Genomic DNA, 12,974 nt, shown 5'->3' with positions numbered 1-12,974 from the left:
GCGGTGATGAACACCTGCGCCCATGGTGCCAGATCCGCCAGCGGCGCCACCCGGTAGCCGTCGAGGGCGGCTTCCAGCGCCTTGATCTCGTCGACCTCGACGACCGCCACGCGGCCGCCCAGCGCCCGCAGGTACTGCGCGATGCCGCGCCCGCACCAGCCATAGCCGATAACGCAGAAGCGCCGGCCGGGGATCATCAGATTGGTGATGCGCATGAAGCTTTCGACAACCGACTGGCCGACCGCGTGCTTGTTCTCGCCGATCGCCTTCAGTGGGCTGTCGTTGATGACGATCGACGGAAACGGCACCTTGCCGGCCAGTTCGCCGCGCAGCCGGTCGCCGCCGGACGTCGTCTCCTCGGTGCCGCCGAGAATGGAGGCCGCCCAGCCGCGTTCGATGATGCCGGCGGCAAGGTCGGCGCCATTGTCGAGCAGCATGTCGGGCTTGGCATCCAGTACCCGCGCCAGATTGGCGTGATGGTCGGCCAGCGTGTCGGCGCGGCTGCCGAACACGCCGATGCCCTGGCTTTGCAGGAAGGCGACGACATCGTCCTGCGTCGAGCCATGATTGCCGGTGCCGACGATCTCGGCCCCGCCTTCGGCGAGCACCTCGAGCAGCACCGCAGTCTTCGGCTCGACATGCAGCGACACGCCGATGCGCCGGCCGGCGAAGGGTTGGGTTTCGCGGAACTCCGAGCGCAGGGTGGCGAGCATCGCCATGCGCGAACGGATCCAGGCGATACGGGCGCGGCCGCGTTCGACCAGTTCCGGGTTTGCCAGATTTGCCTTCGCCTGGGTCATTCGCAGTCTCCGATCATGGTCCATATTCAGCACTTGCAAAAAAGTTTTTTGCATGTGACAAATCTTGCAGAGGGTCGTCAAGCCCCACCGAAAAGGGGCAACGGACAGAACGGCGCCGCACCAAGGCGTGGCGCGGCATTTGGCTTTGCACCTGAAGGGGTAGAAAATGGGAAATCTGGATATCGCGGTTGTCGCCGTATATCTCGTGGCGGTCACCGCAATCGGGCTGTTCTTCGCCCGCTCGATCAAGACCGAGGAAGACTACATCGTCGCCGGCCGGCGCATGGGGCCGCTGTGGCTGACCATTTCGGCCTTCGCCTCGTGGACCGGGCTTGCCGGCCTGTTCGGCACGCCTGAAATGGTGGTCCGCTACGGCATTTCGGGCACATGGTGGTGGTTCACCTTCCCGATCGGACTGTTGCTGATGGGCATCTTCCTGGCCAAGATCGTGCGCCAGCGCATGCATGTGACGACGCCCGACATCGTCGCGCAGGACTATCCGGGTTCGGTGCGGGTCGCCGCCTCGCTGGTCACCAGCTGGAATTACCTCGCATGGGCGGCCGCGCAGGTGTTCGGCATCTCGATGGTGTTCACGCTGTTTTCGGGGATGGACCCGACCACCGGCGCCATCGTCGCCTTCCTCGTCGTCATCGTCTATACCATGCTGGGTGGCTTCCTCGCTGTGGTGGCGACCGACGTGCTGCAGGCGGTCATCTTCCTGGTCGTCATCGGCGTGGTGGCGCCGTTGTTCGTCATCTTCGGACCGGGCGTCTCGCATGTTTATGAGGCGACCAGGGACATTCCCGGCTTCTACAATCTGTTCGCCAACGTGCCGCCTGCGACGCTATTCGTGTGGTTCCTGCTGTTGCCCGCCGGCTTCATCGACACGATCGGCTTCCAGCGCGTCTTTTCCGCCAACTCGCCGGAGACGGCGCGCAAGGGCCTGATCAACGGCTTCGTCATCATGGCCGTGTTCGGCGTCATCCTCACCTTCCTCGGCGTCGCAGCCAAGGCGCTGCTGCCGTCCGGCACCAACCCGGTCAACGCCATGCCGGACCTGATGGTGCAGCTTTTGCCGCATGGCATCATCGGCGTGCTGGTGGCCGCCTTCCTGGCGGTGGCGATGTCGACGGCCAGCACGACATTGCTGATCACCGCCACCACCCTGCAGCGCGACGTGATCTCGCGGCTGCGCCCCGACGCCAGCGACAGGGAAAGGCTGTGGACCAGCCGCATCCTGCTGCTCGTGCTCGGCCTGGTGGCGCTGGTGGTGGCGCTCAGCGTGCCCGGCATCGTCACCATCCTGATGCTCGGCTTCTCGGTCTATGTGCCGGGCCTGCTGCTGCCCGTGCTATCGGCCACGTTCGGCTGGCGCATTCCCTCCTGGTCGATGTTGGCGACCATCGTGCTGGGCGCCGGCTCGACCGCCATCCTCGTGCTGATGGGCGAACCCGGCGGCATTCCAGCCTCGCTGGTAGGCTTCTTCCTTTCGGTCGTCCCGTTCGCCGCCGGGCTCGTTACACGGCCGGAGCGGCAGGACGCTTGAGCCAGGAAAGGTCGCAAGAAAGCAAAGAGATAGCGCTCCATCCTGAATCAGTGCGGGATGGGGCATGGATGTGGAGAGACCGATGAAGAAGACCAGCTTCGACAAGCTTTCGAGTGCCGACCAGGCACTTGTCACAGCCGCCGCGCAAGCGCGCGACAAGGCCTACACGCCCTACTCCAACCACAAGGTCGGCTCGGCCGTGCGCACCTCATCTGGCCGGCTGTTCGCCGCCTGCAATGTCGAGATCGTCACCTTGCAGCAATCGGTGCATGCCGAGCGCAACGCGGTGATGCAGATGGCTGCGGCGGGCGAGCGGCAGATCGAGGCCATCGTCTGCCACGGCCCCTATTCGGGCGTGCCGTGCGCGGAATGCCGGCAAGTGATCTGGGAATTCTGCTGCGATGATCCCGACGTGAAGATCATCGGCTCCACCCTCGATGGCGAGATCGAACTGATGACCATCGGCGAGATCTATCCGAGCCCCTACGGACCGGGCACCAAAGGTATCGACCCGCGCAAATTCTGAAACCGCCGATCGGCTTCCAATGCGCGGCGGACCTGGATCAAGCTTGGCCTCGGGTTGCCGGCCCTCGCCGCATCCAGCTTGCGAAGCCGTCACCCCCCGTGGCATCTGTCTGTCATAACGGACGATCCGCAGCATGGCAGCACGACCACCCGCCGGAAAACCGCCTAACGGCAAGCCACCCGCCGGCAAACTACACACCAGCAAGCTATTGGGCGTCAGTCTCAACCGGGCACTGTCGAAGCTCGGCCTGTGCTCGCGCACGCAGGCCGAGGTGCTGATCGCCGAAGGCCGTGTGCGCATCGGCGGCAAGGTGGTGCGCAATGCAGCCCTGCGGGTCGACCTCGACCGCGACCGCATCGTCGTCGACGACAGGCCGGTGGTTGCCGAGCGCAAGGTCTATCTCATGCTCAACAAGCCGCGCGGGCTGGTCACCACCCGCGACGACCCGCAGCAGCGCGACACCGTCTATGCCTGCCTCGAAGGGCTCGACCTGCCCTTCGTCTCGCCGGTCGGCCGCCTCGACAAGGCCAGCGAAGGCCTGCTGCTGATGACCAACGACACCCGATTTGCCAACCGGCTGATGGACCCGGCTTCGCATTTGCCGAAAACCTATCACGTGCAGGTCGGCACGGTGCCGGACGCGGCGATGTTGAAGACGTTGCGCGCGGGCGTGAGCGTCGACGGCGAGATCCTGAGCGCCAGCTCGATCGAATTGCTGCGCAGCGGTGGCCGCACCGCCTGGCTGGAGATCGTGCTCGACGAAGGCCGCAACCGCCACATCCGCCGCCTGCTCGCCGCGCCCGGCGTCGAGGTCCTGCGCCTCATCCGCATCGCCATCGGCCGCCTGCCGCTCGGCGACCTCGCCAAGGGCACGGCACGGCATTTGACACCGGAGGAACTGGCGCTGCTGACGGGGTAAGCAGCGCGTGCGCTGGTGCAGGCTCACAGCAATCCTTCCTGACGGAAAGCTGTCCGGAGGCCTAGCCTATAGGTCGGATGGGAGCCGGCCACGGCTTCAACGATCAGGAGCCAAAGCAATGAATTTCGTCTCTGTCCGCATCATCACTTCGGACGTTCAGCGCCTCGTGCGCTTCTACGGCGAGATCACGGGCATGCCCGTGACGGTCTACACGGAAGACTTCGCGGAACTGGCGACACCGGCCTGCACGCTGGCGATTGGCAGCACGCGCACCTTGATGCTGTTCGGCGGCGACATCGCCCGCCCCGCCGACAACCACACCGTCATCCTCGAGTTCCGCGTCGGCGACGTCGATGCTGAATTCGCCAGGCTCTCGGACCTCGTCAGGAATGTTACTGTGCAGAAGCCAACCACAATGCCCTGGGGCAATCGCTCGCTGCTGTTTCGCGACCCCGATGGCAATCTGGTGAATTTCTTCACGCCGGTGACCGCCGAAGCGATCAAGAAATTCGACAGGTAGGGCGGAAGCGGCGCCGCTGGCCAAAGCCGCCCTACTTCTGGTTCCATTTCCGGATGACCGGCTCGCTCAAATCATGCTCGTAGCCGAGCACGCTGATGCTGGCTGTTTCGAGCACAAGCAGCGCGCCGCCTTCGGGCGGCAGGCCAATCCAGCGCGCCGCCAGCACGCGCAAGAAATGCGCGCTGGAAAACACCAATATGCCGGCATTGGCCTCGCGCAGCCCGGCGATAATCCTGTCGGCCCGCGCGCCGACATCGGCCGCCATCTCGCCCTTTGGACAACCATCGCGAAACACATTCCAGCCGGGGCGCTCGGCCAGGATCTGTTTTGTCGTCAGCCCCTCATAGGCGCCGTAGTCCCATTCCTGCAGATCGTCCTTCTTGACGCTCTGCGCGTCGAAGCCGGCCAGTACACTGGTGTTGTAGGCGCGCTGCGACGGGCTCGACCATACGGCCGAAAAAGACAGCCCCTTGAGCCTATCGGCGACACCCCGCGCGGCGGCCTCGCCAACCGGGGTCAACGGCATGTCGGTGCGGCCGGTATGCTGCCCCGAAAGGCTCCATGCCGTCTCACCATGCCGGACCAGATGGATTTGGGGATACGCGTTGCTCATGGAATGCCTTTCAGTGTCGCCGGCACCTTAAGCGACGATGCGGCAAAGGGGAATCCGCTTGGTACAAAACTGCGTGGTCGCCTGGCCTTGATCGGCGGCGGGCCGGCCCTGTGATCGGCCCGAGGCCGCAACTATATCAAGGCCAGCCTCCACAAGGCTCCCGCCACCACAAGGGCACAGGCCCTTGCACAACAAGTCGAGATCGTCATGTACAAACATCTGCTCATCGCCACGGACGGATCGGAACTGGCCGACAAGGGCGTTACTCACGGCCTGACGTTGGCCAAGGGCCTCGGCGCTGCTGTCACCTTCGTCACCGTCTCGGAACCATTCCCGATCTTCGCCTTGGGGGGTGCCATGGCCGGCTATGCCGCCGGCAACGAACTGGCTGCCTACAAGGAAGAGGCGGGACGACACGCTAAGGAAGTGCTCGACAAGTGCAAGGCGTCGGCGAACGCCGTCGGCGTCTCCGCGGAGGTCGTGCATGTCGAGGACAAGCGGCCCGCCGAAGCCATCCTGGAACTGTCGCAGGCCCTGGGCTGCGACCTGATCGTCATGGCTTCGCACGGCCGCCGCGGACTGGGCAAGCTGCTTCTCGGCAGCCAGACGGCGGAAGTGCTGTCCTACACGGAAATCCCGGTGCTGGTCGTCCGCTAGGGCGTTTTTCCGGGCTGGAACTGACTTTCGGAATCATGCTCAAATAACAGCCGGAGACCATCCCGGCGCGGCTGTCGTGCGCCAACATTGTTCGACCGCGCCGGAGAAAATTGACGAATGGCGGACGAGGGTCGCACCAGGATAATTCCCAGCGGAATGCCGCAGTCGGCCGCCATGCTGGCCGACGTCAAACGGGCGATGGCGACCACCGCAAGCCTCAACCGCTTGACCTTCAACGACGCGGCTGAAGTCCGGACCCTGTTCAGCGAACTCATTGGCAGGAAGGTCGACGACAGCTTCCTGCTGATCCCGCCCTTCTACACGACCGGCGGATCCGATATCCGCGTCGGGCGCAATGTCTTCATCAATCAGAACTGCACCTTTTATGATCTTGGCGGGCTCGACATCGCCGACGATGTCATGATCGGGCCGAATGTCAGCCTCATCACCTCGGGCCATCCCCTCGAACCGTCGCGGCGTCGCGCCTTCACGACCGCAAAGCCGGTCGTGATCGAACGCAATGTCTGGATCGCGGCCGGCGCGACGGTCATCGGCGGCGTGACGGTGGGCGAAAACTCGGTTGTCGCGGCGGGTTCCGTGGTCACTAGGAACGTTCCCCCGAACACGCTTGTCGGGGGAAACCCGGCCAACGTCATCAGGTCGATTGCCGAATGAGGGCGCGACTTTTCATCGGGCGGCCGGACCGACAGATCGTAGTGACATCGTCGCTATGCTATGCTGTTAACGCAGGGAAGGAGCCCATTCATGCGCAAGGACTTCATGCTCGAAGCGTTGCAGCGTGCCACTGAAGACACGTTGCTCAACCGCGACATCTTTGCTGTCGAGCCGGATGTCTACGCCGCTTTTCTGGAACGTCTCGACGCGCCGCAGCATCCGAACCACCGGTTGCGCCGCACCATGACGACAAAGCCTCCATGGGACGCTGCATGACGCTGATGATCACGCTCCGCGCCAATCGCCACCGGCCGCTTAGGATGCCGAAGACCAGAGCGCGGCCTCCAAGACCAGATACCCGCCCAGCATCAGCAGCCCGGCGAAGAACACCGTGCGAAACGTCTCGACGCTCATCGCCTGGCGCAGCGCCTGGCCGGCGAACATGCCGGCGAGCGCCGGCGCAAGCGCCAGGACCGATCCCGCCAGTTGCATTGTCGGCGATGCGAACGCGCCTGCCTTGAACAACCCAAGGGCAAGAGCCGCCGTCGACACAGTGAAGGACAGGCCGAGCGCTTGGATGAGGTCTTCCCGGCCCAGCCGCAGCGATTGCAGATAGGGCACGGCCGGGATGACGAAGACCCCGGTGGCGCCGGTGACCAGCCCGGTCGCCACACCGACCAGCGGTGACACCAACGCCTCGTGGCGCGCCGGCGTGGTGAAGCCAAGCTTGAGCAGGCCGAGAATGGCGTAAAGCACCAGCGCCGCACCGAGCCCGGCCGAGGCAACGCCAGAGTGTGTGCCGGTGAGCAGACCGGCCCCGGCGACGGTGCCAAGCACGACGCCGGCCATCATCGTCCACAACCGCTTGCACAGCCCGCCGAAGGATGGGCCGGTGAACAACTGCCAAAGATTGGTGACCAGCGACGGGATCAAGAGCAGGGCAGCCGCCTGCGCCGGCGGCATCGTTACCGCCAGCAGCCCCATCGCCACGGTCGGCAGCCCCATGCCGACGACACCCTTGACGAAGCCCGCGGCAAGGAAGACCGCGCCGATCCAGGCGATGACGCCGACGCTCAGCACGGTCGTTCCTTCGGGGTGCCGCTTCGATCAGTCATGCAACAGCATGTCCGCCGCATCATCGTCGGGTGCGGGTTTTGCAGGCGTTGCTTCATGGTGGACAGGGGCAGCCATCGCCACGCAACCGCGCTGGCCGGGCTCCGCTCGCGCCATGGCAAGCGAGGCCACCGCGATCGCAAGCACGATCGCCGCGCTTTCAAGTATGCCGGGTCCATGCCGGCCTGTCGCCTTTTCGCTCATCGCGCATCTCCATCGCAAAAGATTTGACTGACATGCCGGCCGCCCACAATGTGGAAGTTACGCCGTCAGCCTTCGCCTGCGCCGAAGGCTGAAGCCCTGCAGGAGAAGAAAGATGCGCTTCGATCTTACCGATCTCCGGCTGTTCCTGCTGGTCGCCGAGCGCGGCAGTATCACCCATGGTGCCGAACTTGCGGGGCTGGCGCTCGCCTCCGCCAGCGCCCGCATCAAGGGCATGGAGGAAAGCCTCGGCGCGCCGCTTTTAGAGCGGCGGCGGCGCGGCGTGGTGCCGACGGCCGCCGGGCAGGCGCTGCTGCACCATGCGCGGGCGGTGCAGAACCAGATCGAGGCGATGGCCGGCGACCTCGGCGCCTATGCCACGGGCTTGCGCGCCCGCGTGCGGCTGATGGCCAACACGGCCGCCACCAGCGCGCTGCTGCGCGACATGCTGCCGGCCTTCCTCGTCGCGCATCCCGGCATCGACATCGACCTCGACGAGCGCCCCAGCCACGAGATCGCAGAGGCGGTGGCAAGCGGTGCCGCCGATCTCGGCATCGCCGCGACCTGGGCCGGCCTTTCGCATCTGGAGCAGAAGCCGTTCTTCATCGACAGGCTCATGGTGATCGCCGCGCGAGACTGGCCCGACCTCGAAGGCAATACGGCCAGCCTCGGCGACCTGCTCGGCGAAGCCTTTGTCGGCCTGAGCGCCGGCCATCCCTTGCAGGAGCACATCACCCGTCAGGCCGCCCGCCTTGGCGGCCATCTGCACTTCCGCATCCGCGTGCCCGGCCTCGACAATGTCTGCCGGCTGGTCGCCCAGGGCGCCGGCATCGCCATCGTGCCCGAAAGTGCCGCGCGCCGCTCCGCCCGCACGCTGCGCAGCCTACGGTTGACCGACGACTGGGCAACACGCCAGCTCACCCTCTGTGCCCGCCGCTTCGAGGATCTGACGCCACAGGCAAAACTGCTGGCGGAGGCGCTGGTGTGAAGTCGCGCTCTACGGCGCTTTGCCCATGGAGCGTAGCGCGTTGATCGCAGCGAGGTATTCGATGAAATGCTTTGGGCAATCGCTTAGCACGAGCCGATAGAGCGGCAACGTCTCGTCGTCACGATGCTGCAGCCGCTGGAATTCCGCTGTGTAGAAATTGGCCTCGCAGACCTGCTCGTTCCTGATGGTTGCATCCGGATCATCAGCCGCCTTCAGTGTCACTTCAGGCGCCTGGTCACCCAGCAGCATGCGGACCAGCGGCGCCGGCCATTTCGTCATGTCGAGCTTTGCCACGCGCAGGATGCTCGACTGCCCGTTGCGGCGCCGGGCAAGGTCCACCCAGATTGCGGAATACGCATCCTGGGGCTGCATTTGGGCGGACTTCTCCAGATCGGCCTGTGCCTTGGCGGCCGGACCAAAGTAGAATCCGGCAATGCCGCGACTTTGATAGAAACCCGCGAATTTTGGGTTTCGACGAACAGCCTCGTTGAAGTTGGCGAAGGCCTCGACATAGTCTGTCTTGTACATACTGGCGATACCCAGCGCTTCGTAGGCGCTGGGATAGTTCGGCGCATAGTGCAACGCCTGAGTGCAATCATTGATCGCGCGATTGTTTTTCGCCATGTACAGCCACACGTAACAGCGCCCGAGATAGGCGGCGGCATCTTCAGGATTGAGGAAGATCGCTTGATCATAGTCCGCGATGGCGGTGTCGTATTTGCCTTTATCGCTCCAGGCCGCGGCACGGTTCCTGTAGGCGCCAGCATAGCCGGCATCTATTGCGATCGCGAGATTGTAATCTGATATGGCGTCATCATATTTATGCCTGGATGCCCAGACGAGGCCCCTGCTGTCGTAGGCTTGCACATAGCCTGGATTGATGGCGATCGCGTAATCGTAGTCCGCCAGCGCAAGATCATACTCGCCTTTGTACGACCAGACCCGACCCCGATTGGTGACGGCTTCGGCATAATGGGGATTGAGGGTGATCGCCTGGCTAAGGTCGGCTAAGGCCCGGTCCGCATCATCGATGTACGACCATAGCAGACCGCGATTGTTGTAGCCGACGGCGTTTTTCGGATCGAGGCTGATCGCCTGATCGTACTCGGCAATGGCCCGCTTGTAGAACATCTTGCTCGCCCAGACATCAGCGCGGTCGCGGTAGATCGAGGCATCCTTTGGATCGAGCCTGATCGCCTGGTCATAGTCAGCAATGGCGCGAGCCTTGTCGCCTTTCTTCATCCAGATCTCGGCGCGCCGTCGAAAGGCGAGGATATGATTCGGATCGAGCGCAATCGCCTGGTCGAGGTCCGCAATGGCGCGGTCATATTCGCCGCTGCCGTCCAGTGCATTCGCTCGGTTGAAATGGGCAAGGGCTTGATCATTCACCGATACGGCCTTGTCCTCCAGCAGGCTGGTGCACACGACGATCCGCTTGGAGGCGTCGAGCTCATCGTCGCCGCAATTGTGCAGACGATTATCGGCTGCCATGACCGGCGGGCCGAATGCGAGCAGGACCGCAAGGCAAGCAAGGTAACACTGCGCCACTTTAGTCAAACGCCCATATCGATGAAGCATCATGTCAGAAAAACTTGGAACATCATTGCAGATCGCCGACCTTGTGCCAGCTTGATCGGGCAAATTCTTGACCAAGAAAATTAATATCGAAGAAATCCGGACGGGCCACGCGCCGGCGGCATGCGTCGACAGCGGGGCATCACCACCTTCAATCGCCCGATCACAACACGATTGTCCTAGTCTGCGCGCTGCCTTTCGCCAGCACGTTCGGCCGCCTGCAGGCAGACGACCTACCCAGTTCGCGTGAAAACAGCGCCTTGCTTTTCAAATATCCGTGACGTAGCTTGTTTGCACATTGGCAAAAAAATAGCCGAAGTTTTTTCCTTTTGTGAAAGACGGGGACTTTGCGGGAACATCTTGATCTGACCGATCGGCGGCTGGTCAAACAGCTGTCGCAGGATGCACAGCCGGGCATCAACCGCATCGCCGAGATGTTGGCGATTTCGGTGCCGACGGTGCGCACGCGGCTGCGCAACCTGCTCGACCGCAACCTGCTCAAGATCGTCGGCCTGCTGAACCTGACCGAGCGCCCCGAGCTGATCTCGGCCATTGTCGGCATCAATGCCCAGGGGCGCGGCCGGGCCCGCGAACTGGCACAGCGCATTTCCGAACTGCCCTTCGTCAACTCGGCTTCGGTGGTCACCGGGCGCTTCGACATCATCGTCGACGTGACGGTGGCCGGTGACGTCGCCGATCTCTACCGCGTCACCAGCGAACTGATCCCCGGCGCCGGCGAGCCCGGCGAAGTCGTGCGCAGCGAAACCTTCGTCGTCATGGCGTCCTGCAACAAATGGGTCAGCCTGCCGGAAGGCTGCTGGTCGGACGACCGCAAGGAGCCGGCATGAAGATCGCGGTACTAGGCGGCCTCGGCCTGCAAGGTCGGGCGGCAATCGCCGACCTCGTCGCCAGCGTCGGCGTCGAGGAAATCGTCTGCGTCGATACCGCAGCGGATGGCCCGGCCCGGCTTGCCGGCCTGACCGATCTTGCCCGCGTGCGCTTCGTGGTGCCTGAAGGCGCGATCGGCCCGGCGCTGGCCACTGTGCTTGATGATGTCGACGCCGTCATCGACCTGTTGCCGCAGCCGCTGATGCGCCAGGCGGTGCAGGCCGCGATCGCCACGCGCACGCCGCTGGTCACCACCAATTACGCCAAGTCGATCGCCGACCTGGCGCCAGCCGCCGAACAGGCCGGCGTCTCGATCATGACCGAATGCGGGCTCGACCCCGGCATCGACCTCGTGCTGTACGCGCGCGCCGCCAGGCAGTTCGACTCGATTTCCTCGATCGATTCCTATTGCGGCGGCATCCCCGAGCCGAAGGCGATGGCCAAGCCGCTGTGCTACAAGGTGAGCTGGAATTTCGACATGGTCCTGGTCAGCCAGAACCGCGACAGCGTGATGATCGAAGACGGGAAACGCGTCGCGGTGCCGGCCGGCCAGCAGCACGACAATCCGTTCATCCATGAAATCGAGGTTGCGGGTCTGGGCAAGCTCGAAGCCTTCCCCAATGGCGATGCGCTGCATTATGTCGAGATGCTGGACGCCGCCAAGGGATTGCGCCGCTCCGGCCGCTACACGCTGCGCTGGCCGGGATGGTCGGCCTTCTGGGCGCCGCTGAAGGAGCTTGGCTTCCTCTCCGAAGACAAGGTGCCCGGCACAGGCAACAGCCCGCGCGAATTCCTCGGCCGTCTGCTCGGCCCGCAACTGCAATATGGTCCCGGCGAGAAGGACCTGTGCGTGATGCGCAATGTCTTTTCCGGCCTCGAAGACGGCCGCGCCAAGACGGTGACGTCGGACCTGATCATCGAGCGGGACCTGGCTTCGGGCCTGTTCGGCATGAGCCTCGGCGTCGGCTATCCCGCCAGCATCGTGGCGCAGATGCTCGCGCGGCGTGAGATCACCAGACCGGGCCTTTTGAACCCGCTGCTGGACGTGCCCGACATCAGGTTCTTCGACGAACTGGCCAAGCGTGGCATCACGGTTTCCGAGACGGTGGCACGGGACTGAGGCAGGAAGATTTTCGAACGGTGGCTGCCGTCGGCAACGGCGCTGCCGCTCAAAAAGCACCCCAAAGGGTGAAAAACAACGTGGAACAATAAAACAAGGAGGAATACCGAAATGAAGATTGCCAGATTTTTCATCGCCGGGCTTGCACTCGCCGGGCTCACTGCCGCTGCCAGTGCCGGTACGCTCGACGACATCACCAAGCGCGGCGAGTTGCGCGTCGCCGTGCAGACTCAAGGACCGCCCTTCTCGCTGGTTGGCGCCAACGGCGAACGCACCGGCAGTTCGGTCGAACTGGCCGAACTGATGGCCAAGGAAATGGGTGTGAAAATCACGTTCCTCGACTTCGACTGGGATGGTCTGATTCCGGCGCTGTTGTCGGGTAAGGCCGACCTTCTGGTCGCCGACATGACACCGACGCTGGCGCGTGGCATGAAGGTCGCCTTCACCACGCCTTACATGTACACGGGCAGCACCGTCTTCACCAAGGCCGACAGCAAGTTCAAGACCACTGAGGACTGCAAGGCCAAGGGCACCAAGATCGCCGTGCTGCTCGGCGCCACCGGCGAGAAGGAAGCCAAGAAAGCCTTCCCCGACGCCGACATCAAGAGCTACAAGGGCGGCGGTCCGCTGCTGCTCGACGCCGTCAACAACGGCCAGGCCGATTGCGGCGTCAACGACGTCTCGGCGGTCAAGGGCCAGTCGACCGCCTATCCGGCCGGCAGCTTCACCATCATGCCGGACCTGTTGTCGAAGGAGCCGCTTGCCTTCGCCACCCGCTATGACGAGCCGGACCTGCTGATCTGGATGAACCTGTTCCTCAACCAGGTCACCAT

At 63.9% G+C, this 12,974-nt stretch carries 16 protein-coding genes; 11 read left to right on the top strand and 5 right to left on the bottom strand.

The features are described 5' to 3' along the window. Nucleotides 1–800: adenosylhomocysteinase (locus EN964_RS09770; RefSeq protein WP_127276324.1), on the bottom strand; the 800-nt coding region annotated here is incomplete at its 3' end. Between the two features lie 166 nt (nt 801–966). Here EN964_RS09770 and EN964_RS09765 point away from each other — a divergent pair. From EN964_RS09765 to EN964_RS09750, 4 genes are all read left to right on the top strand, one after another. After that, entirely contained in the window at nt 967–2,346 is a 1,380-nt protein-coding gene (locus EN964_RS09765; protein ID WP_127267212.1) for a sodium:solute symporter, read from the top strand. An 82-nt stretch (nt 2,347–2,428) separates the two neighbouring features. Beyond that, nucleotides 2,429–2,872 carry a cytidine deaminase gene (locus EN964_RS09760; protein WP_164748890.1) on the top strand — a complete coding sequence of 148 codons (444 nt, stop codon included), beginning with the start codon at nt 2,429–2,431 and terminating at the stop codon, nt 2,870–2,872. Nucleotides 2,873–3,005: 133 nt separating this feature from the next. Next, entirely contained in the window at nt 3,006–3,791 is a 786-nt protein-coding gene (locus tag EN964_RS09755) for a pseudouridine synthase (RefSeq protein ID WP_245490639.1), read from the top strand. 118 nt (nt 3,792–3,909) lie between these two features. Further along, nucleotides 3,910–4,311, top strand: a complete 402-nt coding sequence (locus EN964_RS09750; protein WP_127267214.1) for a VOC family protein — start codon at nt 3,910–3,912, stop codon at nt 4,309–4,311. 31 nt (nt 4,312–4,342) lie between these two features. Here the strand turns inward: EN964_RS09750 and EN964_RS09745 are convergent, their stop codons facing one another. Further along, complete coding sequence (locus tag EN964_RS09745) at nt 4,343–4,924, bottom strand: histidine phosphatase family protein (protein ID WP_127267215.1); 582 nt, start codon at nt 4,922–4,924, stop codon at nt 4,343–4,345. A gap of 207 nt (nt 4,925–5,131) precedes the next feature. Between EN964_RS09745 and EN964_RS09740 the strand changes: the two genes are divergently transcribed. The 3 genes from EN964_RS09740 (at nt 5,132) to EN964_RS09730 (ending at nt 6,532) form a co-directional block, all read left to right on the top strand. Continuing rightward, nucleotides 5,132–5,581, top strand: a complete 450-nt coding sequence (locus tag EN964_RS09740) for a universal stress protein (RefSeq protein ID WP_127267216.1) — start codon at nt 5,132–5,134, stop codon at nt 5,579–5,581. A 117-nt stretch (nt 5,582–5,698) separates the two neighbouring features. Then, nucleotides 5,699–6,256, top strand: coding sequence for a sugar O-acetyltransferase (locus EN964_RS09735; RefSeq protein WP_127269967.1), 558 nt, complete (start codon nt 5,699–5,701; stop codon nt 6,254–6,256). 90 nt (nt 6,257–6,346) lie between these two features. Then, the gene (locus EN964_RS09730) at nt 6,347–6,532 is read left to right on the top strand and encodes a DUF1778 domain-containing protein (RefSeq protein WP_236382721.1); all 186 of its coding nucleotides are present in this window, start codon (nt 6,347–6,349) and stop codon (nt 6,530–6,532) included. Nucleotides 6,533–6,571: 39 nt separating this feature from the next. Here the strand turns inward: EN964_RS09730 and EN964_RS09725 are convergent, their stop codons facing one another. Then, entirely contained in the window at nt 6,572–7,336 is a 765-nt protein-coding gene (locus EN964_RS09725) for a sulfite exporter TauE/SafE family protein (RefSeq protein ID WP_127269971.1), read from the bottom strand. A 27-nt stretch (nt 7,337–7,363) separates the two neighbouring features. Then, complete coding sequence (locus EN964_RS09720) at nt 7,364–7,573, bottom strand: hypothetical protein (protein ID WP_127269973.1); 210 nt, start codon at nt 7,571–7,573, stop codon at nt 7,364–7,366. 112 nt (nt 7,574–7,685) lie between these two features. Between EN964_RS09720 and EN964_RS09715 the strand changes: the two genes are divergently transcribed. After that, entirely contained in the window at nt 7,686–8,558 is an 873-nt protein-coding gene (locus EN964_RS09715; RefSeq protein WP_127276323.1) for a LysR substrate-binding domain-containing protein, read from the top strand. A 9-nt stretch (nt 8,559–8,567) separates the two neighbouring features. On the opposite strand, the gene EN964_RS09710 is transcribed toward EN964_RS09715, so the two are convergent. Continuing rightward, the gene (locus EN964_RS09710) at nt 8,568–10,049 is read right to left on the bottom strand and encodes a tetratricopeptide repeat protein (protein ID WP_164765369.1); all 1,482 of its coding nucleotides are present in this window, start codon (nt 10,047–10,049) and stop codon (nt 8,568–8,570) included. A 431-nt stretch (nt 10,050–10,480) separates the two neighbouring features. On the opposite strand from EN964_RS09710, the gene EN964_RS09705 reads away from it, so the two are divergent. The 3 genes from EN964_RS09705 to EN964_RS09695 all read left to right on the top strand — a co-directional run. Further along, complete coding sequence (locus EN964_RS09705; protein WP_127271168.1) at nt 10,481–10,981, top strand: Lrp/AsnC family transcriptional regulator; 501 nt, start codon at nt 10,481–10,483, stop codon at nt 10,979–10,981. Continuing rightward, nucleotides 10,978–12,141, top strand: coding sequence for a saccharopine dehydrogenase family protein (locus EN964_RS09700; RefSeq protein WP_127271167.1), 1,164 nt, complete (start codon nt 10,978–10,980; stop codon nt 12,139–12,141). Before EN964_RS09705 ends, EN964_RS09700 begins: the two co-directional genes overlap by 4 nt. Nucleotides 12,142–12,252: 111 nt before the next feature. Next, nucleotides 12,253–12,974: ABC transporter substrate-binding protein (locus EN964_RS09695; RefSeq protein WP_164775769.1), on the top strand; the 722-nt coding region annotated here is incomplete at its 3' end.

It is taken from the genome of Mesorhizobium sp. M7A.F.Ca.CA.001.10.2.1 (assembly GCF_003998575.1).
Classification (GTDB): domain Bacteria; phylum Pseudomonadota; class Alphaproteobacteria; order Rhizobiales; family Rhizobiaceae; genus Mesorhizobium.
The sequence above is the reverse complement of the archived record's forward strand: the minus strand, read 5'-3'. Positions and strand labels throughout refer to the sequence as shown.